Origin of the sequence: Polaromonas sp. (genome assembly GCF_030680935.1) — a bacterium.
GTDB lineage: Bacteria > Pseudomonadota > Gammaproteobacteria > Burkholderiales > Burkholderiaceae_C > Polaromonas.
Window position 1 is genome coordinate 93,015 of the sequence record NZ_JAUXUP010000065.1, and the last position, 21,211, is coordinate 114,225.

Here is a 21,211-nt window from a genome sequence, read left to right on the forward strand (position 1 = left end):
CCCGGCGGCACGGGCTTTTCCCGCCGTCAGCGCAGGTGCAGCGGACGCAGCGCCAGCGGTCATCTGCTTGCAGCGTCTCCGCTGCGAGCTTGCTGGCCTTGCGCTTCGGCCAGGTTCTGCAAGGACACCGACCGCAGAAACGCCACCATGTTGCTTTCCAGCTCGGCATGCCAGTCACTGGCAACGCGTTGGCCCCGCGGTTGATCACTGATGGCCGCAGACACTTGAGCGCCGGAATCATCGACCGCCAGCACGATATCCGCCATGCTGATGTCTTGCGCACTGCGCGCCAGGCTGTAACCCCCACCCGGTCCGCGAACACTGCGCACAAGGCCTCGCTGACGCAGCCGCCCAAACAGAAGCTCCAGGTAAGACACAGAGATTTTCTGTCTGGCACTGATATGGGCCAGTGCAATCGGCTTGCGGTCGGCGCACAAGGCCAGGTCCAGCATGGCCGCAACGGCCAGACGCCCCTTGGTAACAATTTGCATGGTGTACTTTTGGCGGTTGTTGATGGTCAGAACTTGGCGGGGCGCAACACGTCGACATCGCCGACGTACATCACCATCGAGTAGTTGTCGGAATAACGCTCGCGCAGCGCGGCGCAGATGGCCAGGGCCGTCGCTGCATCACAAAGCACTTCCAGCCGGATGTTGGCGTGCGGGCCCCAGGTGGCGTCGCGCTTGCCCCCACTGCCTTTGCCGCGTGCATCGGTGATGGTGTAGCCGCGTGCGCCAAGTTGCTCAAGATCACGCACAAGGGTGTCCTCGATCGCGGCCTCGGTGACGATGGTCAGGAGTTTGCGGGCGGTCATTTCCATGGTTTCAGACTCCCAGAGGGTGGAGGGACTGGGCAAGCCGGTGGTACAGCGGAATACCCACGATCAGGTTGAACGGGAAAGTGATGCCAAGAGCCGCACCTATGGACAGCGCCGGATTGGCCTGCGGCACGGCAATTCGCATGGCGGCAGGTGCGGCGATGTAGGAAGCGCTGGCATACAGCGTAGCCAGCAGCGTGATGCCGCCCACCGACAGGCCAAGCCACCAGCCAGTGAGCAGGCCCAGCCCTGCCGCCAGCAGGGGCATGACGACAGCAAATACGATCAGGAAAGCGCCGGCGCGGCGCAACTCACCGAACCGCCGGGCCACCACCAGCCCCATCTCGAGCAAAAAGAACGCCAACACACCTTTGAAGAGGTCGAAGAAGAGGCGGTCCAGGGGGGCAATGCCACCGGCACCGGCGACCCAGCCAATCACCAGGCCACCGACCAGCAGCACAATACTTTTACCGGCAAACACTTCGTGCAGCACCTGCCCCCAGGGCGTGTCACGCTCCCCGCGCCGCGCCAGCAATACGCCGATAACCAGCGCAGGAAACTCCAGCAGCACCAGAAAGACCACCATGTAGCCCTCGGCCGCCTCGCCCAGCCGCGCAAGATAGGCCGCACCTACCGCGAAGGTGACCACACTGACCGAACCATAGTGCCCGGCGATCGACCCGGCGTCAGCGCGGCCAAGGCGACCCAGCCGACGCAGCACCGGATAGGCGATGAGTGGAATCAGCGCGCCCACCGCTACCACCAACAACGCTGGCAAGGCTACTTCTGACAGAGGATAACGCGCAAGCTCGACACCCCCTTTGAGGCCAATCGCAAGCAGCAAGAAGATGCTCAAGGACTCGTACAGGACGCCCGGTATCTTGAGATCCGAACGCACGAAACCCGCCAGCGCGCCCAGCACAAAGAAGAGGATGACGGGTTCAAAACTGGACATCATGGGCTCTGGACAGGCGTGCGCATCAGCGTATCAACAGCACGGGCGATTTGGCCAGATGCACCACCTTGTAGGCCACCGATCCGAGCAACGCGGATTCGGTAGCCGTCAGCCCGCGCGAGCCCAGGGCAATGCCGCGACTACCGAGCGACTGCGCCACGCGGACGATCTGCGGGGCCTCCTCGCCCATGAGAGACATCAAGCGCCACTGGACGCCCGCCGCGTCGAGAACCTGACGCGCTTGCGCCGTGGCTGCCCAACCGCGCCGCGCCAGCTCGGTCTCTGCCGCCTCCTTGGTCAGCCAGGACTGGACGTGGATCAGGTCGACCCCGGCTCCCTGCTCCACCGCCGCCATGCGCGCCGCCATCTCGACTGCGCGAAGGGAGCACGCTGAACCGTCCACCGCCACCAGCCAGCGATCGCTGCCCGTGACTTCTCCGGCGTGCATGCCCTGCCAGGTGACACCAACGAGCCGCCCCATGTCATCGCGCTGTTCAAGAACCGGCACCGGCATGGGGTCCTTCGATGCGATATCACTCATGATTTACTCCTCGCAAGGTTGCGACCCGAAAACTTCAAGCTGAGGACGACGGAGATCAGGATGATCGAACCGACGATCGCCAGGGACCACTGTACGGGCATATGGAACCACGGCATCACCAGCATCTTTCCGCCGATGAACACCAGCACCAGGGCCAGACCGTACTTCAGCAGATGGAAACGTTCAGCCATGTCGGCCAGCAGAAAATACAGCGCCCGCAAGCCCATGATGGCAAAAATATTGGAGGTGAAAACGATGAAGGGATCGGTGGTCACCGCAAAAATGGCAGGGATGCTGTCCACCGCAAAAACCAGATCGCTGGCCTCTATCATCATCAGCACCAGAAACATCGGTGTGGCGTAACGCAGGCCGTTGATGCGGACGAAGAACTTTTCACCATGAAACCCCGGGGTGATACGCATGTGGCTGCGCAGCCAGCGCAGCAAGGGATTTTGCTCCAGATCGGGCTTCTGGTCCGCCATAACCAGCATCTTGATACCCGTGATGACCAGAAACGCGCCGAACACGTAGAGAACCCAGGCAAACTCCGACACCAGCCAGACACCGGCCATGATCATGCCCGCCCGCATGACAATCGCGCCGATCACACCGTACAGCAGAACGCGGCGCTGCAGCTCGGGCGGCACCGCGAAGTAGGTGAAGATCATGACAAACACAAACATGTTGTCCACCGACAAGGTCTGCTCAATCAGATAACCGGTAAAAAACTCCAGCGCCTTGCGGTTGGCAATCTCGCGACCAGCGGTTCCGTCGAGGTACCACCACAGCAGGGCACCAAAGCTGACGGCGAGCAGCACCCAGGCGACGACCCAGCTCCCGGCTTCCTTCACCGAGACACGGTGCGCCTTGTTGCCGCCCAGGACGAACAGGTCCAGCGCCAGCATGGCCAGCACAAAGACAATAAAACCGGCCCACATCGGGCCGGTGGCGAAAGATTCGATATTGGTCATAAATCAGCCTGCGACGGCAGGTCAGGAAAAATACCTGGCAAAAAAGCCAAGGCAAAAAGGGGGGCCGGCAGTTCCGCTTCAAAACGCGGCAACCGGCAAAGGCAGCGCGGGCTCATACCAGCCACACTGCGGCACCAGCCAGTACACCGCCGGCACCACAAGTGGCCAGGAGCTTCGCATCGCGGCGGTTATCAGCGACACGTTCGCGCCAGGCGCACCACAAAAACAAGACCCCCAGCGATGCGAGGGGAAGGGCGTAATCAGTCATGCGTATCTCCGGGTTTCAAGAACTCCTGCAGCAGACCCGGAAGCCCTTTTTTGCACTTCGCCCCGTCGGCAAGCAGGGCCGGGGCAACAAGGCGGTCAGCGCGAGAGCTGTATTGCGGATGATTTCTCATGGGACGGTGGTTTGTTGGTGGGTGGCAAGGCTCAGTCAAAGATGTCACCCAGCCAGGATTTTTTACGGCGCGGGTAGTAGCCAGATCCGCGCGGCTGGTCGGAGTCTGCAAAGTCTTCTCGCGCCGCGGCCGTGACCGAACGGACGGGTGGCGCCACCGAAGAAAGCGCAATCAGCTTGTCGAGCTCCCCGCGATCAAGCCACACGCCCCGGCATTGCGCGCAGTAGTCAATTTCGACACCCTGGCGCTCGGTGATCAGCAGTACAGAGTCCGGACAGCACGGGCATTTCATGAAAATCTTCCCCCAAAGTGGAAATAAAGGTTCTTGCAACAGCACAACATGGCCGCAACGATAGGGCTTTATCGAACACATAAAAAGAAGATAATCAGATACAAACACTTCTGAAAAACCTGACAATGAACCAAACCTTCAGCTACCGGCACCTCTATTACTTCTGGGTGGTTGCCAAAGAAGGCGGCATGGCGCGCGCCGCAGAACGGCTGGACATGGCGGTGCAGACCGTGAGCACGCAGGTGCGCGAGCTGGAGCGTTCTCTGGGGTATGCGCTCCTGAAGCCCGCAGGCCGGGGCGTGGTGCTGACCGAGGCAGGCCTGGCCGCCATGCGTCAGGCCGAACATATTTTTCAGCTGGGTGAGCAGTTGCCCGATCTGGTACGCGACGCGGTGGGCGTACCCACCGTGCGGCTGGTGGTCGGTGTATCGGATGCATTGCCCAAGCTGGCAGTCAGCCGCTTGATGGAACCCGTCATGCAGGAGCCAAACCTGCGCCTGCTCTGCCAGGTGCACGAATTTGAGGGCTTGTTGAGTGACCTGGCCCTGCACCGGCTGGACGTGGTGCTGGCAGACAGGCCGGCGCCATCCAACCCCAACCTCAAGGTGTACAGCCACTCTCTGGGCTCTTCCACGCTGGCCTGGTATGCGCCGCCGTCGCTCTACGCTGCCGCGCGGCGCGGTTTTCCCCAATCGCTGGCCAGGGTGCCGGTGTTGCTGCCGACCGATCAGGCAGCGGTGCGCTCGCGGCTGGATCACTGGTTTGAGCGTCTGTCCATACGCCCCCGGGTGGTTGGGGAGTTTGAAGACAGCGCCCTGCTCAAGACCTTTGGCGCGTCGGGTATGGGCGTCTTTCCGATGGCTGAGATAGTGCAGGACGATCTCGTGGCCCGTTACGGGGTCAAGCGCGTCGGGATTTCAGAAGGCGTTGAAGAAAACTTCTTTGCCATTGGTGCACACAAGAAGGTGTTGCATCCGCTGGTGCAGAGGCTGTTGCCCGCGCAACGCCACTAGGGAAGCGCTGAACAAGTCCCCCGCAGCGCTTCCTCAAGCGTCTTGCATCAGGCTCCAGAGCTTGGAGGCCGAGACCGGCATCTGCAGCTGCCGCGCCTGCGCGGCCCTGCCGCTGCGCGCCAGCGCGTCGGCCACGGCATTGACCACCGTGGGCCCGGCGCCTATGGTGCCGAGTTCGCCCACGCCTTTAACGCCCAGCGGGTTGTTCAGACAAGGGGTGGACTCGTCCATCTCGGTGCGGAATGGGGGCGCGATGTCCGCGCGCGGTGCGGCGTAGTCCATCAGGCTGCCTGTCAGCGGCTGACCGGTTTCGCGGTCGTAGACCATGTGTTCACACAGCGCCTGGCCCATGCCCTGCACCGCACCACCGTCGAGCTGGCCGCGCACAATCATCGGGTTGACCACGCGGCCCACGTCGTTGACCGAGGCATAAGCGACCACGGCCACATGGCCGGTTTGCGGATCGACCTCGACCTCACTGATGTGGCAGCCGTTGGGCCAGGTCGGGCCAGCGACTGCCGTGGTGGAGTCCACAAAAATTCGCTGCTGCTCCTGGCGGGCTGCAAGTTCAAAAATACCGATGCGCAGGTCGGTACCTGCCACGATGTAACTGCCGGCGGCGTAGCCAATGTCCTGCTCGGCCGCCTCCAGCTCTTTGGCGGCCAGTTGTTTGCCCAGCGCAATGGCCTTGTCGGCACCCGCGCGCACCGCCGATCCGCCGGTGAATAACGAGCGCGAGCCGGCACTGCCAAAACCATTGCCACGGTCGGTGTCGCCCATCACCACCCGCACCTTTTCAATCGGCACACCAAAGGCGTCCACCACCAGTTGCGTCAGGGTGGTGGCAATGCCCTGCCCCATGGCGTTGACGGCGGTGAACACTTCGATCATGCCGTCGGCCTGAACGGACACGGTCACGGTTTCTTCCAGTGCATTGCCACCGGTCCATTCGAGAAAGGTGGCAATGCCCTGGCCGCGCACCTGGCCGCGCAAAGCCGACTGGGCCGCCCGCTCATCGAACCCCTTCCAGTCGGCCAGCACCAGGGCCTGGTCCATCACCGATTCAAACTTGCCGGTGTCGTACACCTGGCCCATGGGGTTTTTGTAAGGCATCTGCGCGGGCTGGATGAAATTGCGGCGGCGCAGTTCAACCCGGTCCATGCCGATCTGGCGCGCTGCTTCGTCCATCAGCCGCTCCATGCTGAAGATGGCCTCGGGACGGCCCGCACCGCGGTAGGCGCTGGTGGGCGCGGTGTTGGTCAGCACCGCCTGAAAATGAAAGTCTATGGTCTGGATGTCGTACACGCTGGTCTGCACCCAGGGGCCAATCAGCAACTGTATGGCGACGCCCGCGCCAGTGGCGTACGCCCCCACATTGGCCAGCGAGGCCAGGCGCAGGGCCAGTATTTTTCCGTGCTGGTCGAGCGCAAGTTCGGCGCGGCTCTGCACGTCCCGGCCGTGGTAGGCGGAAACAAATTCCTCGCTGCGCTCGGCCGTCCACTTGATTGGCCTGTGCAAGGCGCGTGCGCAATATGCCGCAGCAATGTCTTCGGGATACACACTGGTTTTCATGCCAAAGCCGCCGCCCACATCCCCCACCACCACCCGCACTTGCTCCGGGGCCATGCCCAGCGCATCACACACCGAATTACGCACGCCGGTGGGCATCTGCGTGCTCATGCGTATCGTCAGCCGCTGTGAGCCCGCATCAAAAGCGGCCAGCACTGTGCGCGGCTCCAGGCTCAGCGCATGCAGGCGCTGGTTCACGATGTCCAGTGCGACCACATGGCTGGCTTTGGCAAACGCGGCAGCCGTCGCTTCCACGCTGCCGTAACGGGTTTCGCAGGCGATGTTGTCCGCAGCTTCGGGGCAGAGCGCGGGGGCGCCGGGGGCGGTGGCGTCGTTCATGTCCACCACCATGGGCAGCTCGTCGTAGTCCACCATCACCGCTTCGGCCGCGTCGCGGGCCTGCTGCAGGCTTTGGGCCACCACGGCGGCGACCGCCTCACCGACAAAACGCACATGTCCATCTGCCAGCACCCGGCGCTGTGGCGTGGCGCCGGGAGAGCCGTCGGCCCGCTTGAAGCCGCTGGAGCCCGGAATCGGCTTGACGCCGGCCGCCACCAGATCGGCGCCGCTGAGCACCAGCAGAACGCCGGGCATGGCCAGCGCGGCGGCAACGTCCACCGACAGAATGCGGGCATGTGGATAGGGTGAACGTACAAAAAAGAGCTGCGCCTGTCCCGGCAAGGTCACATCGTCGGTGAACTGGCCGCTGCCGGCCAGCAGCGCGTCATCCTCCAGGCGGCGCACCGCCTGTCCGCTGCCAAAACGGTTGGGCAGGTGGCTGGGGGCGGGGGTATCGGCGGATGGCAGGCTCACAGGAACTCCTGAAGTGGCCGCGCAGTGGCACGACCGGAAAAATGGATTGCAATCACTATACGTGTATTGGGCCCGCCCTGCTGTATGTCCCCGCCAGGGCGAGACCCTGGCAACTGCCCGACAATCAGGCCATGCCCCTACCACCACCCCCTCTGCGCCGGCACAGCACCAAAGCCAACAACGAAATCCTGCTCAAGGGCATTATGTGTGCCGCGATCGGTCTGGCCGTGCTGCTGGCACCCTACTTCATCCGGTCGCCCGGCATGCAGGGCATTGTGGCCAGCGCTTCAGTGGTCGGCTGGTTTGCCCTGGTGCTGGGCTGCGGCTTCATGCTGGTTTATGGGCGCCGCCGCCTGACCGGCCGCAGTGGCCCTTCGAGTCCGCTGTAGCACCCGGTACGCTATATTTTTTATAGCTGCTTGCGCATATCCGGCAAGGGGTTGAGGCAAATTTCCCCTTGAACCGAGGGCTCTTATGGTACGCAGCGCCTTGCCAGGCGGCAGTGGGCGCGATGTCCTACAGCGCTGTGGTGCAATCCCTTGCGCCGGTGGGTGGCGCCCCGCAGGAGACTGGTCCGGTGACTCCCCTGAACCCTCTGGTGACTTACCCCCTGCAGCGGGAAAGTTTCACCCACTCCCATAACGCCATGGCACTGAAAGCCTACATTGTTGAAGACAATGCGTTGATCCGGGACAACCTGATGGACACGATGAACGAACTGTTGGGCATACAGGTGCTCGGTTGCGCGGCAACAGAACAGGCGGCACGCGACTGGCTCAGCAGCCACAGCCGCGACTGGCAATTGCTGGTGGTGGACCTGTTTTTACTGGAAGGCAGCGGCCTGGGGGTCATCAACTACTGTGCCAACCGCAGCCCACAACAGCGGGTGGTGGTGTTGTCCAACTACGCCACCGATGAAATACGGTTTCGGTGGATGGCGTCAGGTGCAGACGCGGTGTTCGACAAATCCACCGAGCTGGACCAGTTTTTCGCTTACTGTGCGGTCAAGCACTGACCACGTGCTGACCCGGCTCACGCCCCATCGCCAGAAGTCCGCGGCGGCCGTGGAATTTTCTTGAACCGAACCAGCCGGTCGGTTTCTATCCGGTCTTTTTTGACCTGCCGCTCGGCGTCCAGCAACTGCCCGGCAGCCAGCCACTGGGCAAATTCCTCCGGCGTTTCCAGCGTGACGCGGCCCAGTGTGGCCGCGCGAAACTCGTAAATCACAATTTCTGCCGCTTTCTGAAGATTGACACGGCCCTTGCTCAAGACCGCGCCGCGCCTGCGGCCAATTTCTTCCAGCAACTGCTCGTCGGTGATGTCCGGGGCCAGCTTGAGCTTGTAACGCGCCTCCAGCAGGGCCGGGTAGGCCTGAATCAGGTAGTCCAGCAACTCCAGCGCCACCTCTTCTTCGTTGAAGGCGTTGCGGCCAATGGCGCCACTGGCGGCCAGGTTGTAGCCGCTTTTGGCCACAATGATGCGCGGCCAGAGCATGCCAGGTGTGTCCCACAGGTAGAAACCGTCGGCCAGCACAATGCGCTGCTCCAATTTGGTAATGCCCGCTTCGTCGCCGGTTTTGGTGGCGCGTTTGCCCGTCAGGGTGTTGATCAGGGTCGATTTGCCGACGTTGGGAATGCCGCAGATCAGCACCCGCATCGGCTTGACCATGCTGCCGCGTGTGGGTGCCAGCGCGTGGCAGGCATCAATCAGACGGCGCGCCGGCGTGGTTTCGCTGGCGTCCAGCGCAATCGCGCTGGTACCCGGCAGGCTGTTGTAATGTGCCAGCCACAGCGGCGTGCGTGTGGGGTCGGCCAGATCCTGCTTGTTGAGCACCTTGAGCGCAGGTTTGGCGCCCGTCAGTTCGGCCAGCATGGGGTTGGCGCTGGAGCCGGGCAGGCGCGCGTCCAGCAGCTCAATCACCACATCAATTTCCTTGATGCGCTCACTGATGGCCTTCTTGGTCAGGTGCATGTGACCGGGGAACCACTGAATCGCCATTTTCTGAATTTTCTTTCTGTGTGTTTTTCAGCCGCCTGCGAGGGCGGCACCATGCCGATTGTGCCGTGTGACGCTGACCCGGCACCTGCCTGACAGGCGAACCACCCGGGCGCCTACGCCAGCCTTGAACCCACGGCGCGAAGATCAGCAAGGGCCAAGCGCCACCCACCCACCACACACTGCAAGGAACAGCGATGAAGATACTGATGGTTTTAACCTCACACGACACACTCGGCACTACCGGCAAAAAAACCGGCTTCTGGCTGGAAGAGTTTGCCGCGCCCTACTACACCTTCAAGGATGCGGGCGCTGAGATCACCCTGGCCTCGCCCAAGGGCGGCCAACCGCCACTGGACCCGAAAAGTGACGCCCCTGATGCGCAGACCGATGCCACCCGGCGCTTTCGCGCAGACACCGCGGCGCAGCAGGCCCTGGCCAACACCGAGCCGCTTGCCACTGTGTCGGCCAAGCAGTTCAACGCGGTGTTTTACCCCGGCGGTCACGGCCCCTTGTGGGATCTGGCCGAAGATGCCGCCTCGATCAAGCTGATTGAGACCATGTACGCTGCCGGCAAACCGGTGGCGGCAGTCTGCCACGCACCGGCAGTGCTGCGGCACACCCGCGCGCCGGACGGCTCACCGCTGGTGGCCGGCAAACAGGTCACCGGCTTCACCAACACCGAAGAAGCCGCCTCGCAATTGACCGACGTGGTGCCGTTTCTGGTGGAAGACATGCTGCGGGACAAGGGCGGCATCTACAGCAAGGCGGCCGACTGGCAGCCTTATGTGCGCACCGACGGCCTGCTGATCACCGGGCAAAACCCGGCATCCTCAGAGCCGGCCGCACGCGAACTGCTGAAACAGCTGGCGACCCCGCAGCCCTGAGCTGACGCTCAAGCGGCGGCAGTTTCGGCGCGCGCCATGCCCAGGCGACCGGCAGACACATACTGCTGGCGGTAAATCTCGAAGGGCATGGTGTCTGCCGCCTCGATCTTTTTCTGGGCCGCCACCGATTCGCGCGTCAAAGCCTCGAAAGCGGCCTGCTCGGCGCCGGAAAACGGCAGGCCCAGCAGGGTTTGCTGCGTCTGCAGCGACTGGGCGCGGCCAAAAGCCACAAAAGAGTTGCTGTGCTCGCGCGCCATGGCGTCCAGCACACGGGCCGAAGGCAGCGTGCCGGGGTCCAGCAGCGCCGCTTCTGCGGCCACCAGGGTGTCGCTGTATTGCGTCCCGCCCTGCGCCGTATCGAGTGCAGCAGCAATTGGCGCGCATTGCGCCAGTACCTCGGCACCCCAGCTGGTCAGCGGCACCTCGCGCCCGTCACGCTTGAGCAGCAGCCCCGGCTGGCGCCCGCGCGCCGCGGTGTTGTGCTGGTTGTGCTTGAGCTCGGCAATTTCCTGCGGCGTGTCGGGCGGGCTGTCACTGAGCAGGCAGTGCAGCAAAAACACATCGAGAAAACGCATGGTGCTGGCGTTGATGCCCACCGGCTCAAACGGGTCAAGGTCCATCAGGCGCACCTCGATGTATTCAACCCCACGCTCGCGCAGCGCATGCAAGGGCCGCTCGCCCGGGAAAATCACCCTTTTGGGCCGGATGGTGCCGTAAAACTCGTTTTCAATCTGCAGCAGCGTGGCGCCCAGCTGGTTGTAGTCGCCGCCCGGATTCTGGATGCCCACCGCCTCGTAAGCGGGGTAAGGCCGGGTCAGCGCGTCCTGCAGCGAGGCGCCGTAACCGTCCAGGCTGTTGTAGCTGACCGCCAGCGAAGCCTGCGCATCACTCTGGTACCCAAGCCGCCCCATGCGCAGCGAGGTGCCATGTGGCATGTACATGGTGCTGCCTGAAAGCTGCTGCAGCTCATGCTCGCGCCCCGCCACAAAGCTCGAGCAGACCGCCGGTGACGCGCCAAACAGATACAGCAACAAAAAAGCATGGCGGCGGAAATTGCGGATCAGCGCAAAGTACTGCTCGCTGCTGACGTCCGGCAGCGACCAGTTGTAGTGAATGCCCGAGATGGTCTGCATGCGCCTGCCGTAACGGTGCGACAGGCCCATGCGATAAACACTTTTGGCGCGGCCCACGTTGGACGAGCCGAAACGCGCAATCGGAATCGTCTCGTCGGTCGGCAGGCCACAGGGCATGCTGGAGACCCACAACATCTCGTCGCCCAGCGCCTGCATGGAGCGGTAGGTGAACTGGTGTACTTGCGTCAGCTCCCGCAGCGCAGCGTCCGCACCCTCACCGAGGCCTTTATGGGCGGCAGTGACCAGTTCGACCTGGGACTCGCTGAAGTCGGTGGTGATGCTGGGGTGTGTCAAGGCAGAGCCCAGCGCAGCTGGATGCGGCGTCAACGCCAGCGAGCCATTGGGCTGCGCGCGCAGGCTTTCCTTTTCAATGCCGCGGCGCATGCCTTTCAGCCTGGCGGGGCCGAGCGCCTTCAGGCGGTCTCCCAAAAGCGCGGTAGATCGCGCGTGCAAGCTGTTCATATTTGGACCATCCCTCGGAATCTTTCGTGGCGTGCAAGGTATCACAGGCCGCTGTTGTTTGCAGGCGGCTGCGCCCGCAGCTCGTGCCAGGCAAGCAAGCCGCTTGGCCAGGGGCACCACGGGGCAAACAAGTTGCTATCTGTTTAATAGCTGTTGACGCACACCCCTATTGGGCTGGAGGCCAATTTGACTGCAAGACTGACAGCCGCACGCACTTCGGCGCCGCGTAGAAGCAGGGCCAACCACGGGAAAGTCCCTACGCCAGCACGCGCAGCAGCCATTGGTGCATATCGGCGATCTCTTCTGCGCAAACCGAATGCTCCATCTCATAGGTAAACCAGTCCACCGGGTGGCCCAGGGCAAGCAGCACATCGCGCGAAGCGGTAGCACGGGTCAGTGGCACCACGCCGTCGCGCGTGCCATGGGCCAGAAAAACCGGCACATCGGCGTTGGCCGGGCTGCGTTCTGACGCCAGTGTGGCGGCCAGAGGCAGGTAACCGGACAGGCCCATGATGCCGGCCAGCCGCTCGGGGAAACGCAGTCCGGTCATCAGCGCCATGGCGCAGCCCTGCGAGAAACCGGCAATCACGATGCGTCTGGCCGGGATGCCGCGCTCGATTTCGCGCGTTATCAGCTGATTCATGCTGTCCTGGGTCTGGCGCATGCCCTTTTCGTCCTGACGCGCTGTGATATCGGCCCCCAGAATGTCGTACCAGGCAGGCATCTGGTAGCCACCGTTGATGGTGACGGGCATCACCGGGGCATTGGGAAACAGAAAGCGCACCGGGCCGATGCTGGACAAATCCAGTTGCTCGGCAACCGGCACAAAGTCGCGGCCATCGGCGCCCAGGCCGTGCAGGATAAGAACCGTGGCGACCGGCTGTTCGCCGGTCTGTGCTTCAATAACTTCAAGAGACATGGCAAAAACCTGATGTGGATAAAAAGCAGAGGGGGTAGAGGAGCCTGTCGGGCTTGGTCCGATTTTAGGACCCCTGCGGCCAGCCCCGGGGCTTGCGGGCAAGTGCGCTTGCAGCCAGGGGGTGGTTTTTGCTAGGATTTTACGGTCAGTATTTTCTGACGTGCACTGGAGATTTGCATGAAATACCTCATCGCAGCCGCAGCCCTCACCGTCTCTTCGCTGGCCCTGGCCCACAGCTGCCCGAATGAAATGAAGGCGATTGACGCCAAACTCCTGACCAATCCCACTCTGGCCGCGGCCGACATGAGCAAGGTCAAGAGCCTGCGTGCGGACGGTGAAAAATTCCACAAGGAAGGCAAACACGACGACTCGATGAAGGCCCTGGGCGCCGCCAAGAAAATGTTGGGCATCTGAGGGAACGCTGCCCGCCCGCCCCTAACGCCCCAGCGCGGCAAGCCGGTCTGACAAACCGGTTTGCATGTTCATCTCGTCGTACCATAAGCTGTAACCCGCATCGCTGGGGTGCAGGGCGTCCCGGGCGTGGAGTTCGTCGGGGCGCCGGGCAAACGGGTCGTCCGCTTTTTCCTTGAAAAGATTCACATACAGCGCGCCGTTGTCTGTAGCGGCCTGGCGCACAAAGGCGTGCAGCTTTCGGCTTCGCTCGGTCATCAGCCAGGACCACGGCACGAAGAAAAACGGCGAACTGCCCACATTGCCGGCCGGCATGAAAATCACCAGCCGGGCACGTGTGCGCGCCAGCTCGGCGGCACGTGCAATATCCTGCTCCAGCAGCTCGTCCCGGGCGAGACGGATGACGTCGTTGCCGCCACCCAGCACCAGTATCACATCGAACTTCTCCTCGCTTTCAAGCTGCGCCGCGATGTCGGAAAACCTGGCCCCGTCGCGCGCGCGGTTGACAACGGTCAGCAGCGGATGGTCGCGGGCGATCAGGCCCGCCACGCTGGCCGCCGGCGCAGAAGCACCGGTGCCCACCCCCGTGCTGTCACCCACCACCAGCAATCTTGCCGTAGCCCCCACCGAAGTCACCTGGAACGGCTCGCTCTGCCGCGCCAGCTCCACCGACTGGCGAATGCGCCATGCGGCGCAGCCGGAAGTGGTGAGCACGATCAGCGCCGCCAGCAGCGACACCGTAGCCACCAGGGGCGGGCGGCGCAAGTTCATGCCCCTCCCCGGTTCAGCCAGGTAATGCTCAGTTGCAGCACGGTGGCAAACGCCACCCACAGCAGGTAGGGGATGTTGACCAGCGCCACCCAGCGCGCCGGTTGCCAGATGGCGACCATGGCCCAGATCAGCGAGCCCAGCACCAGCACAATGTCCACGCTGGCCAGTGCATTGTTCTTCAGGCCGAACTGGATGGGTGTGAAGGCCAGATTGGCCAGCAGATTGACCACAAACGGCAACAACACGGCCAGAGGCAATCGCCGCTTCAGGTATTGCAGCAGCACATAGCCAAAACTGATGGCAATGACGATATAAAGCACAGCCCATACCGGCCCAAAAACCGTGGCGGGAGGTGCAAAAAACGGTTTGACCAGTTGCGCATACCAGACGGCGCTGCTGTTGCTGTCCATGAACATGTGTCTCCAGTGGTGATACAAGTTTGTACCACTGGCCACCGCCAGGCAGCGGCGTCCTGCGCTGATAGCGGGGTAGGACGCAGCCCCCAGCATGAACGGCGATCGTGTTTGCGCGTCGTTGTGCGCGCTTGACTTGCCCCGCCACTTGCACGACCATTGAACCCACAGCATCCTGCAGGCAGGGACTCACCGCGCAGGCAAGGGAACGACGAAACATGCGACAAGCCATCCACAAAATGCTGGGCCTCAAGACCGCAGCAACCAAAGACTCTGGTGACGCGCGGGTCTCAAAAACCGTGGGTGGCGACAGCCGTACCCCGGACGTATCGATAGAGGACAACTCGGACAACGGCATTCGCCGCCAGCTGGTGCAGGTGGTGCTGCGTGATTGCCTGCGTCGCAATGGCATTCCGGCCCGCTGGATTGAATGCCAGATGATGGTCGCTGAAAGCCGCAGCCGCGGCCCAGGCCTGTATGTACGCCTGGTCCTGCGCCACTGGGACGAGCGCCTGCTGCGTTACGCTTTTGCCTTTGAGACCCAGTTGCGCGCCGCCATCACCCAGTTTGAGCCGCAGGCCAGCACCTGGCTGCACGGCATGTCCTGGGAGCTTGACCTGCGTACAAACTGCCCCTACCCCGACATGCCGGATCCGGCGAGCTGGGTTCCTTCCGTGCCCCTGATTCCCGAAGTACCGGAACTGCCAGAAGATTCACCCGAGCCGGTGGGGACCAAAGTGGACACCGAGGACGAGGTTTTGCAGGACCTGAAAGACCTGCAACGCATGTTTGCGGCCCGCGATGTGCCGCTGGATCTTGCCGCCGATTCGGTGCGTGTGGATTTTCAGAACACCGCGCCCCCGGAAACCAAATAACCCCGGATTGAGCAACTACACGCCACAGGCTGACACGGTATTGCGCACCCCGCCTGCGCGTCAGACCCACAGTTTGGCGCACGATGTCCTTTTTATGAAAGGATTGCGTCATGCACACCCTCCTGAAATTCGCGTCCGGCGCCGTGTTGGCCCTGCTGCTTGGCAGCCCTGCGCTGGCCTGCTACACGGTGTACAACCGCGCCAACCAGGTGGTGTACCACGCAGCAGCCGCGCCGGTGAACATGAGTTATCAGCTGCACGAGACCCTGCCCGCGTTCTACCCCGGTGGTCATCTGGTGTTTTCGATCACCGATAACGACTGCCCGCAAGTCAACACCACACGTGTCAATACCGGGGGCGTGGCTTATGTGGCTGGATCCGGGGAAACCGTCATGCAAAGCCCCGGATCCCGACCCTACCGGGTACCCAGAAATTAGATGTGATGCCGCGCAATGCCCGACAGCGCCGACTCACTGGGACCGTGACTCAGGCACCGTGAGACCAAAAACGGACTGCAGGGACCGTGTTTCAGGCAGGACGTAAACCACACCGGGGCTGGATCCGAGGGCGGGTTTGACGACCTTGTCGTAAAAAGCGGCGGGAAGGTTGATGCAGCCAAAGGAAATGCGGTTGTCGTCCGGCGTGGCTGACGCCAGCCGCTCCAGCCGGCGTTCCTTTTTATTGTTGGTCCGTACGCGGTGCATGGAAACAGCGGCATCGTAGTCCACCCAGACGATATCTTCGCCGGACATGTTCACGCCAGGACTTGAGAGAAACCGTCCAGCGGGTGTGGTGCGTTCATGGGGAAGAATGGCGGACATCTGGCGATCACCAATACCCGGAACGGAATCATCACCCGTAGCAGATCCCATCAATGCGGGGGTTGCGCCACTCAGCACTCCGTTTGGATGAAACACAAACACCCTGGCCTGCCGCTTGTCCACAATCACAAAAGGCATGCCTGCGTGATCGCCTGACGACAAAACCCAGTTCGCCATCTGGCGCACGGTCGGTGCAGGCTTTTCAGAGGCGAAATCGGCGACATGCACCGTCTTGGCCAACCGCGGCGAATGAGATTTTGGCGCCTCCACCGGCCCACTCTGGCCAGGCAAGGCCAGCGCCAACAGGGCAAGAAAAACGACCGCCCCCCTAAGGGGGCCGTCGGCTTGGTGCGAGAAGATGCAGCTCATGCCACTACGGTAACAGAAGGAGAAGGGACGGTCCCTGAGTGGTCCCGGGGACACTTCATGGCTTCAGCCCGTACTCCACCGAGAAAACCTGCATCCCAAGGTGAATTTAGTTGCGGTCAGCGCGCGGCTGGCGAACCACGGCGGTCTTGGTTGGAGGCGTGCTAGTGGTCGCGGGCATGGCGCTGGCAGCAGGCTGAGCTTGCGGCTGAGCCTGAACCCGGACTTGAGCAGGTGCCTGAGGCTGGGCTTGCGCTGCAGGGGTGGTCGGGATCTTCATCTGGGCTGCGCCCTGCTTGTTGGTCTCGCCGGGAGCGCCGGGCAGGGTGCCGGAAGGTGCCTGTGCTTGTGCGTAGGCAAATCCGCCAGTGGCGACCAATGCGATGGCCGTGAGAGCGGAGGTCAGTGAGCGATTGAATTTCATGGCAAGTTCCTGGAACAAAAATCCGGTTGAGGGATGTTGGGTCGTCGCCGACCGGCTGGCCGACTGCTTGCAGCGTAAAACAACCAGTCTGTTGCAGCGGTGAGCGACCATCGCGTAGGTATGTAGGACAGCCGGGTGACCGGGCGTCGGGCCATCTCCTGCCGCCCGCTCGGCACTTTCAGGGCAGCCCGCCCGTCGTGCGAAGGACTCCGCTGTCACACCTTGTCAGCATTGGCCTGCAACGGCGGCGGTGACGACTGCAAATACTGGCGCCGTGCCAGCCGGGTTTCGCGCTACAACGACAGGTATTGGACATCCGCCCCCGGGTGAAGCGTCTGAACATTGTCCAGCGGGCCCGGCTGCATTTTTCTTTCACTTCCCGGGTCAAGCGGCCGTCTACAGGCTTTGAGTTTGCGCCTTGGCCTGCTGCACTTCATTGCCGCCCTGCGCCGAACCGTCCTGGGGCACAGTCTCACCCTTCCTGTCCACCACCTCGGGCCAGCGCTCAGCCAGCGCCTCAGGCACCTGTTCACCTGTGCCCAGCCAGACGCCGCGTGTCAGCGTGATGTTGGCCGTCTCAAAGGTGCCTGCACCCGCACACAACACGGTGCGCGTCGGTGCATCATTCGACGCGAGCACCAGCATCGCGGGTACCACCGCGCCGGGCGCCAGCGCTTTCAGCACCTCCTCGGGCATCAGGCCTGCGGTCATGCGGGTGGCCGCCGTAGGCGCCAGGCAGTTGACGCGAATGTCATGTTTGGCGCCTTCGATGGCCAGGGTCTGCATCAGGCCGACCAGCGCCATCTTGGCGGCGCCGTAGTTGGATTGGCCGAAGTTGCCATACAAGCCCGACGAAGAGGTGGTCATGACAATACGTCCGTACTTCTGCGTCGTCATGGTGTCCCACACGGCCTTGGTGCAGTGCACCGCGCCCATCAGATGCACATTCATGACCAGCGCAAAGTCGGCCAGATCCATCTTGGCAAAACTCTTGTCGCGCAGGATGCCGGCGTTGTTGACCAGGATGTCGACCCGGCCCCAGGCGTCCATGGCCTGTTGGACCATGGCTTGCACCGCGAGAAAATCGGTCACCGATGCGCCGTTGGCAATGGCTTCGCCGCCGGCCTCGCGGATCTCCTTGACCACCGCGTCCGCCGCGCTGACCGATCCGCCCGAACCATCGCGTGCGCCGCCCAGGTCATTGACCAACACTTTGGCGCCGCGCCTGGCCAGTGCCAGCGCGTGTTCCCTGCCCAATCCGCCGCCGGCGCCCGTCACGATCGCGACTCGCCCCTTGAAATCCATGCCCATGTGTGTGTCCTGTCCTGTTGGTGATCGGTTTATTGCGCCGGCTCTGTTAGCCTTCAAATTCCACGCCGTACTGTAATCGAGCGTAGGAGCCCGCCAAAGCAACGCCAGAAAGACCGCATGGACCTGAACCACGACACCGTCAACACACCGCCGCGCCCTGCCGCCACGGTGGTGTTGTTGCGCGATGCACCGGCGGGGCTGGAGGTGTTCCTGATGAAACGGCACGGCCTGTCGGACGTGCTCGGCGGCGCCTATGTGTTTCCCGGCGGCAAGGTGGACGCGGCGGATGCCGAGCTGGACATGGCCAGCCACCTGGATCAGCCGCTGCCCGTTTTGCACGCCGGTCTGAACGAGACTGACATTGACGAACGCACAGCCGGTGCGGTGTATGTAGCGGCCCTGCGCGAAGCGTTTGAAGAATCGGGCGTGCTGTTTGCGCACGGCCAGCCCCTGCAAGGCATCGCAGATCGGGCAACGGCCCTGCTGCGCTCGGGCCAGGGCTTCAATGCGGTGTTGATGCAGATGGCGCTGCGCCTGCAGACCACCCATGTGGTGCCCTGGTCGCGCTGGATCACGCCGCTTGTGCCCTCGGTGACCAACAAACGTTTTGACACGCGTTTTTTTGTCGCCGCAGTCCCCACCGGCCAGGTGGCAATCCACGACAACTTTGAAACCACCGACAGTGTCTGGCTGCGCCCACGCGAAGCCCTGCGGCAATACTGGGCCGGCGATATCGAGCTGGCGCCACCTCAGATCATGAGTCTGGCGCACCTGTCACGTCACCCGGCGGTGGACAGCGTGTTGAGCGCCGCACGCGGACGCCGGCCACCTGTCATCCAGCCTGAGCCTTTTGACCACGAGGGCCAGCGGGTGATCTGTTACCCCGGTGACGCCCGCCACTCAGTGCGCGAGCAGGCCCTGCCCGGCCCCACGCGCCTGAGCTACCGCAACAAGCGGTTCGAGCCCGATGCCGGCTTCGAGGCCTTGTTTCTTTAAGGTGATCGCCAGCCACTGGCTGATCGCCGCGGGGTTGTTGACCGTTTTCAGGGCCTGGTAGGCCTGCTCGGCCTCGGGGTAACGGCGACGCAGAAAATTGAGCCACTGCTTGAGCCGGCCGGCGCGTGAGTGCGCATCCAGGCGGGTGCAGACCAGCTCCCAGAACTGGGCAATCAGCGGCAACAGGGTGTCCCACGCCAGCACGGTATGCGCCGCACCGCCGCGAATCGCCAGCGCCAGACCCGGGTCGGCCACCGCACCGCGCCCCAGCATCAGCATGTCGCAGCCCGAGGCCTGGCGGCACTGCCGCGCATCTTCCACCGTCCATATCTCGCCATTGGCCACCACCGGGATGGACACCGCCGCACGGATGTCGGCCACACGCTCCCAGTAGGCGGGTGGCCGGTAGGCCTGTGCCTTGGTGCGGGCGTGTACCACCAGCTCGTTGGCGCCGCTGCCGGCAATGGCCTGGGCGCAGGCGATGGCCTTGCTGTCGTCGTTGAAGCCCAGGCGCATCTTGGCCGAGACCGGCATGTGCGCTGGCACTGCCCGCCGCACCGCCGCGACGATGGCTGCAATCGTGTCTGGCTCCTCCAACAGCGCCGCACCACCCCCGTGGCGATTGACCACCTTGGCCGGGCAACCGAAATTGAGGTCAATGCCGGCCGGTCCCAGCCCCGCGAGCCGGGCCGCGTTTTCTGCCAGGCACACCGGGTCCGAGCCCAGCAACTGCGCGCGCACCGGCACGCCAGCGAGTGTGCGGCCACCGGTGTGCAGCTCAGGCACGATGCGTGTGAACACGCGTTCTGGCAGCAACTGGTCGGTGATACGTATGAACTCGGACACGCAGCGGTCAATACCGCCGGCCCGCGTCAGGATGTCGCGCAGTACAAAGTCCAGAAGGCCCTCCATGGGCGCCAGCAAAATCGTCATGGTCCTATGCTACCGCAATGCGCAGCCGTCAAAATAGTCATCAAAACAGGCTGCAGCCCAATACTCACGAGCGCAAGCAGCTATATTTTTGATAGCATATTTGAAACAGCAGCGCGTCACCGGCCCAATCCGGGCGCGGGCAGAGGCGGCCACTATCCGGCATCATGACCCCATGCCCATCACCGGAGACCGCCATGCACCGCCTGCTTTCCAGAATTCCTGCACTTTTGGCCCTGGTTTTTTTGTTGTCGGCCTGGCCCGGCCATGCCGCTGGCGCGCTGTCGGCTCTTGAAGAAAAAAATGTACGTGCGGTGATCCAGGCGCAACTGAAGGCTTTTGCGGCAGACAACGCGCGGGAGGCGTTTGCACTGGCCACCCCGGCGCTGCAAACGCAGTTCGGCACAGCCGAGACCTTCATGGCCATGGTCCGCACCTCGTACCCGGTGGTGTACGCGCCTGGCCATGTGGCATTTCTCAAACCCGAGGCGCAGCAGGGCGAGGTCATCCAGCGTGTGCAGATGACCGACCAGGAAGGCAAGGCCTGGCTGGCCGTGTACAGCCTGCAGCAGCAAAAGGGCAAGGGCTGGCGCATCAGCGGCTGTGTGGTGGTAGAGAGCCGCGGACGTTTTGTATAGGGAAACGCTGAATAAGTTCTTGCGGAAGTGCGGCAGCCGGATCGGGATGGGATGCAAGGCGGATTGCGCAGCCAATAGCCGGCTATTGGCAAGAAATTCAACGCAGCAGACCGCCCGAGTCCGGATGATCGCGCGCCGCAGGGGACTTGTTCAGCGCTTCCTTAAGCACGCACTCCTACAACGAACGCGGGCACGTCTTACAGGCCGCCATGCCGCGGCACCTTAAATTGGCTGCTTCATTGAAGGAGACCCTATGGCCCGGCTCACCGCCCCCCGTCCCGTCGGCAACAGCCCAGGCGGCCGCCCCGACCCTGCGCAGCAGGACAAGCCGTCCATCACCCTGCACACGGGCTGGCCGTTTGCCAAGGGCTCGCAAAACAACCTGGATGAAACCGCTGCGCACTGGCCCCGACCGGTCTCCAAACCTGCGCCTGCCCGGCCCGAGCCGACGGCCGAATAACGGGGCAGCCCGAAGGGCCTCTGCACACGC

General features: G+C 63.0%; 27 protein-coding genes. 10 read left to right on the forward strand and 17 right to left on the reverse strand.

From position 1 onward, the window contains the following. Positions 1 to 59 precede the first annotated feature (59 nt). The 7 genes from Q8L50_RS16080 to Q8L50_RS16110 form a co-directional block, all read right to left on the reverse strand. The gene (locus Q8L50_RS16080) at positions 60 to 491 is read right to left on the reverse strand and encodes an Rrf2 family transcriptional regulator (protein ID WP_305349642.1); all 432 of its coding nucleotides are present in this window, start codon (positions 489 to 491) and stop codon (positions 60 to 62) included. Positions 492 to 517: 26 nt separating this feature from the next. Then, positions 518 to 820 (reverse strand): transcriptional regulator, encoded by a 303-nt coding sequence (locus Q8L50_RS16085; protein WP_305349643.1) that lies wholly within the window; start codon positions 818 to 820, stop codon positions 518 to 520. A 4-nt stretch (positions 821 to 824) separates the two neighbouring features. Further along, positions 825 to 1,772 (reverse strand): sodium-dependent bicarbonate transport family permease, encoded by a 948-nt coding sequence (locus Q8L50_RS16090; protein WP_305349644.1) that lies wholly within the window; start codon positions 1,770 to 1,772, stop codon positions 825 to 827. Between the two features lie 25 nt (positions 1,773 to 1,797). After that, positions 1,798 to 2,313, reverse strand: a complete 516-nt coding sequence (locus Q8L50_RS16095) for a universal stress protein (protein WP_305349645.1) — start codon at positions 2,311 to 2,313, stop codon at positions 1,798 to 1,800. Further along, positions 2,310 to 3,284: a TerC family protein gene (locus Q8L50_RS16100; RefSeq protein WP_305349646.1), complete on the reverse strand. Its 975-nt coding sequence runs from the start codon at positions 3,282 to 3,284 to the stop codon at positions 2,310 to 2,312. Before Q8L50_RS16100 ends, Q8L50_RS16095 begins: the two co-directional genes overlap by 4 nt. A 112-nt stretch (positions 3,285 to 3,396) precedes the next feature. Continuing rightward, complete coding sequence (locus Q8L50_RS16105) at positions 3,397 to 3,552, reverse strand: hypothetical protein (RefSeq protein ID WP_305349647.1); 156 nt, start codon at positions 3,550 to 3,552, stop codon at positions 3,397 to 3,399. Between the two features lie 161 nt (positions 3,553 to 3,713). Then, positions 3,714 to 3,974, reverse strand: coding sequence for a zf-TFIIB domain-containing protein (locus Q8L50_RS16110; RefSeq protein WP_305349648.1), 261 nt, complete (start codon positions 3,972 to 3,974; stop codon positions 3,714 to 3,716). Positions 3,975 to 4,099: 125 nt separating this feature from the next. Between Q8L50_RS16110 and Q8L50_RS16115 the strand changes: the two genes are divergently transcribed. Then, entirely contained in the window at positions 4,100 to 4,987 is an 888-nt protein-coding gene (locus Q8L50_RS16115; protein WP_305349649.1) for a LysR family transcriptional regulator, read from the forward strand. A gap of 33 nt (positions 4,988 to 5,020) precedes the next feature. On the opposite strand, the gene Q8L50_RS16120 is transcribed toward Q8L50_RS16115, so the two are convergent. Beyond that, positions 5,021 to 7,369 carry a xanthine dehydrogenase family protein molybdopterin-binding subunit gene (locus Q8L50_RS16120; protein ID WP_305349650.1) on the reverse strand — a complete coding sequence of 783 codons (2,349 nt, stop codon included), beginning with the start codon at positions 7,367 to 7,369 and terminating at the stop codon, positions 5,021 to 5,023. Positions 7,370 to 7,500: 131 nt separating this feature from the next. On the opposite strand from Q8L50_RS16120, the gene Q8L50_RS16125 reads away from it, so the two are divergent. Beyond that, positions 7,501 to 7,758, forward strand: a complete 258-nt coding sequence (locus Q8L50_RS16125) for a hypothetical protein (RefSeq protein WP_305349651.1) — start codon at positions 7,501 to 7,503, stop codon at positions 7,756 to 7,758. Between the two features lie 122 nt (positions 7,759 to 7,880). Beyond that, complete coding sequence (locus Q8L50_RS16130; protein ID WP_305349652.1) at positions 7,881 to 8,384, forward strand: response regulator; 504 nt, start codon at positions 7,881 to 7,883, stop codon at positions 8,382 to 8,384. Positions 8,385 to 8,401: 17 nt separating this feature from the next. Here the strand turns inward: Q8L50_RS16130 and ylqF are convergent, their stop codons facing one another. Next, positions 8,402 to 9,367: a ribosome biogenesis GTPase YlqF gene (gene ylqF, locus Q8L50_RS16135; RefSeq protein WP_305349653.1), complete on the reverse strand. Its 966-nt coding sequence runs from the start codon at positions 9,365 to 9,367 to the stop codon at positions 8,402 to 8,404. 194 nt (positions 9,368 to 9,561) lie between these two features. On the opposite strand from ylqF, the gene Q8L50_RS16140 reads away from it, so the two are divergent. After that, positions 9,562 to 10,251: a type 1 glutamine amidotransferase domain-containing protein gene (locus Q8L50_RS16140; protein WP_305349654.1), complete on the forward strand. Its 690-nt coding sequence runs from the start codon at positions 9,562 to 9,564 to the stop codon at positions 10,249 to 10,251. A gap of 8 nt (positions 10,252 to 10,259) precedes the next feature. Here the strand turns inward: Q8L50_RS16140 and gshA are convergent, their stop codons facing one another. Then, positions 10,260 to 11,846, reverse strand: a complete 1,587-nt coding sequence (gshA, locus tag Q8L50_RS16145; RefSeq protein ID WP_305349655.1) for a glutamate--cysteine ligase — start codon at positions 11,844 to 11,846, stop codon at positions 10,260 to 10,262. A gap of 256 nt (positions 11,847 to 12,102) precedes the next feature. Next, positions 12,103 to 12,765 carry an alpha/beta hydrolase gene (locus tag Q8L50_RS16150; protein ID WP_305349656.1) on the reverse strand — a complete coding sequence of 221 codons (663 nt, stop codon included), beginning with the start codon at positions 12,763 to 12,765 and terminating at the stop codon, positions 12,103 to 12,105. A gap of 177 nt (positions 12,766 to 12,942) precedes the next feature. Between Q8L50_RS16150 and Q8L50_RS16155 the strand changes: the two genes are divergently transcribed. Continuing rightward, on the forward strand, positions 12,943 to 13,179 hold the full coding sequence (locus Q8L50_RS16155; protein ID WP_305349657.1) for a hypothetical protein: 237 nt from the start codon (positions 12,943 to 12,945) through the stop codon (positions 13,177 to 13,179). Between the two features lie 21 nt (positions 13,180 to 13,200). On the opposite strand, the gene Q8L50_RS16160 is transcribed toward Q8L50_RS16155, so the two are convergent. Beyond that, on the reverse strand, positions 13,201 to 13,947 hold the full coding sequence (locus Q8L50_RS16160; RefSeq protein WP_305349658.1) for an SGNH/GDSL hydrolase family protein: 747 nt from the start codon (positions 13,945 to 13,947) through the stop codon (positions 13,201 to 13,203). Further along, entirely contained in the window at positions 13,944 to 14,357 is a 414-nt protein-coding gene (locus tag Q8L50_RS16165) for a TspO/MBR family protein (protein WP_305349659.1), read from the reverse strand. Before Q8L50_RS16165 ends, Q8L50_RS16160 begins: the two co-directional genes overlap by 4 nt. Before the next feature lie 221 nt (positions 14,358 to 14,578). Between Q8L50_RS16165 and Q8L50_RS16170 the strand changes: the two genes are divergently transcribed. Next, positions 14,579 to 15,235, forward strand: a complete 657-nt coding sequence (locus tag Q8L50_RS16170; protein ID WP_305349660.1) for a hypothetical protein — start codon at positions 14,579 to 14,581, stop codon at positions 15,233 to 15,235. Between the two features lie 110 nt (positions 15,236 to 15,345). Then, positions 15,346 to 15,672 carry a hypothetical protein gene (locus tag Q8L50_RS16175; protein ID WP_305349661.1) on the forward strand — a complete coding sequence of 109 codons (327 nt, stop codon included), beginning with the start codon at positions 15,346 to 15,348 and terminating at the stop codon, positions 15,670 to 15,672. 33 nt (positions 15,673 to 15,705) lie between these two features. Here Q8L50_RS16175 and Q8L50_RS16180 read toward each other — a convergent pair whose 3' ends face one another. From Q8L50_RS16180 to Q8L50_RS16190, 3 genes are all read right to left on the reverse strand, one after another. Beyond that, on the reverse strand, positions 15,706 to 16,296 hold the full coding sequence (locus Q8L50_RS16180; protein WP_305349662.1) for a L,D-transpeptidase: 591 nt from the start codon (positions 16,294 to 16,296) through the stop codon (positions 15,706 to 15,708). 235 nt (positions 16,297 to 16,531) lie between these two features. Then, complete coding sequence (locus Q8L50_RS16185; RefSeq protein ID WP_305349663.1) at positions 16,532 to 16,846, reverse strand: hypothetical protein; 315 nt, start codon at positions 16,844 to 16,846, stop codon at positions 16,532 to 16,534. Between the two features lie 396 nt (positions 16,847 to 17,242). Further along, positions 17,243 to 18,157: an SDR family NAD(P)-dependent oxidoreductase gene (locus Q8L50_RS16190; protein WP_305349664.1), complete on the reverse strand. Its 915-nt coding sequence runs from the start codon at positions 18,155 to 18,157 to the stop codon at positions 17,243 to 17,245. 117 nt (positions 18,158 to 18,274) lie between these two features. On the opposite strand from Q8L50_RS16190, the gene Q8L50_RS16195 reads away from it, so the two are divergent. Beyond that, positions 18,275 to 19,153, forward strand: coding sequence for an NUDIX hydrolase (locus Q8L50_RS16195; RefSeq protein ID WP_305349665.1), 879 nt, complete (start codon positions 18,275 to 18,277; stop codon positions 19,151 to 19,153). Here the strand turns inward: Q8L50_RS16195 and Q8L50_RS16200 are convergent. Next, positions 19,058 to 20,086, reverse strand: coding sequence for a tRNA-dihydrouridine synthase (locus tag Q8L50_RS16200; protein WP_305349666.1), 1,029 nt, complete (start codon positions 20,084 to 20,086; stop codon positions 19,058 to 19,060). The two genes, Q8L50_RS16195 and Q8L50_RS16200, sit on opposite strands and share 96 nt — an antisense overlap. Before the next feature lie 194 nt (positions 20,087 to 20,280). Here Q8L50_RS16200 and Q8L50_RS16205 point away from each other — a divergent pair, with 194 nt between their 5' ends. Next, the gene (locus Q8L50_RS16205) at positions 20,281 to 20,721 is read left to right on the forward strand and encodes a DUF4864 domain-containing protein (RefSeq protein WP_305349667.1); all 441 of its coding nucleotides are present in this window, start codon (positions 20,281 to 20,283) and stop codon (positions 20,719 to 20,721) included. A 253-nt stretch (positions 20,722 to 20,974) separates the two neighbouring features. Next, complete coding sequence (locus tag Q8L50_RS16210; protein ID WP_305349668.1) at positions 20,975 to 21,181, forward strand: hypothetical protein; 207 nt, start codon at positions 20,975 to 20,977, stop codon at positions 21,179 to 21,181. Positions 21,182 to 21,211: the final 30 nt, after the last annotated feature.

Bases quoted from the DNA above. Each gene is read 5' to 3' on its own strand.
- Q8L50_RS16095 (WP_305349645.1), bottom strand. From the start codon at position 2,313: ATGAGTGATATCGCATCGAAGGACCCCATGCCGGTGCCGGTTCTTGAA.
- Q8L50_RS16140 (WP_305349654.1), top strand. From the start codon at position 9,562: ATGAAGATACTGATGGTTTTAACCTCACACGACACACTCGGCACTACC.
- Q8L50_RS16170 (WP_305349660.1), top strand. From the start codon at position 14,579: ATGCGACAAGCCATCCACAAAATGCTGGGCCTCAAGACCGCAGCAACC.
- Q8L50_RS16160 (WP_305349658.1), bottom strand. From the start codon at position 13,947: ATGAACTTGCGCCGCCCGCCCCTGGTGGCTACGGTGTCGCTGCTGGCG.
- ylqF (WP_305349653.1), bottom strand. From the start codon at position 9,367: ATGGCGATTCAGTGGTTCCCCGGTCACATGCACCTGACCAAGAAGGCC.
- Q8L50_RS16210 (WP_305349668.1), top strand. From the start codon at position 20,975: ATGGCCCGGCTCACCGCCCCCCGTCCCGTCGGCAACAGCCCAGGCGGC.
- Q8L50_RS16175 (WP_305349661.1), top strand. From the start codon at position 15,346: ATGCACACCCTCCTGAAATTCGCGTCCGGCGCCGTGTTGGCCCTGCTG.
- Q8L50_RS16185 (WP_305349663.1), bottom strand. From the start codon at position 16,846: ATGAAATTCAATCGCTCACTGACCTCCGCTCTCACGGCCATCGCATTG.
- gshA (WP_305349655.1), bottom strand. From the start codon at position 11,846: ATGAACAGCTTGCACGCGCGATCTACCGCGCTTTTGGGAGACCGCCTG.
- Q8L50_RS16100 (WP_305349646.1), bottom strand. From the start codon at position 3,284: ATGACCAATATCGAATCTTTCGCCACCGGCCCGATGTGGGCCGGTTTT.
- Q8L50_RS16105 (WP_305349647.1), bottom strand. From the start codon at position 3,552: ATGACTGATTACGCCCTTCCCCTCGCATCGCTGGGGGTCTTGTTTTTG.
- Q8L50_RS16130 (WP_305349652.1), top strand. From the start codon at position 7,881: ATGTCCTACAGCGCTGTGGTGCAATCCCTTGCGCCGGTGGGTGGCGCC.
- Q8L50_RS16155 (WP_305349657.1), top strand. From the start codon at position 12,943: ATGAAATACCTCATCGCAGCCGCAGCCCTCACCGTCTCTTCGCTGGCC.
- Q8L50_RS16195 (WP_305349665.1), top strand. From the start codon at position 18,275: ATGGACCTGAACCACGACACCGTCAACACACCGCCGCGCCCTGCCGCC.
- Q8L50_RS16110 (WP_305349648.1), bottom strand. From the start codon at position 3,974: ATGAAATGCCCGTGCTGTCCGGACTCTGTACTGCTGATCACCGAGCGC.
- Q8L50_RS16150 (WP_305349656.1), bottom strand. From the start codon at position 12,765: ATGTCTCTTGAAGTTATTGAAGCACAGACCGGCGAACAGCCGGTCGCC.
- Q8L50_RS16190 (WP_305349664.1), bottom strand. From the start codon at position 18,157: ATGGGCATGGATTTCAAGGGGCGAGTCGCGATCGTGACGGGCGCCGGC.
- Q8L50_RS16085 (WP_305349643.1), bottom strand. From the start codon at position 820: ATGGAAATGACCGCCCGCAAACTCCTGACCATCGTCACCGAGGCCGCG.
- Q8L50_RS16205 (WP_305349667.1), top strand. From the start codon at position 20,281: ATGCACCGCCTGCTTTCCAGAATTCCTGCACTTTTGGCCCTGGTTTTT.
- Q8L50_RS16080 (WP_305349642.1), bottom strand. From the start codon at position 491: ATGCAAATTGTTACCAAGGGGCGTCTGGCCGTTGCGGCCATGCTGGAC.
- Q8L50_RS16125 (WP_305349651.1), top strand. From the start codon at position 7,501: ATGCCCCTACCACCACCCCCTCTGCGCCGGCACAGCACCAAAGCCAAC.
- Q8L50_RS16200 (WP_305349666.1), bottom strand. From the start codon at position 20,086: ATGACGATTTTGCTGGCGCCCATGGAGGGCCTTCTGGACTTTGTACTG.
- Q8L50_RS16115 (WP_305349649.1), top strand. From the start codon at position 4,100: ATGAACCAAACCTTCAGCTACCGGCACCTCTATTACTTCTGGGTGGTT.
- Q8L50_RS16165 (WP_305349659.1), bottom strand. From the start codon at position 14,357: ATGGACAGCAACAGCAGCGCCGTCTGGTATGCGCAACTGGTCAAACCG.
- Q8L50_RS16090 (WP_305349644.1), bottom strand. From the start codon at position 1,772: ATGTCCAGTTTTGAACCCGTCATCCTCTTCTTTGTGCTGGGCGCGCTG.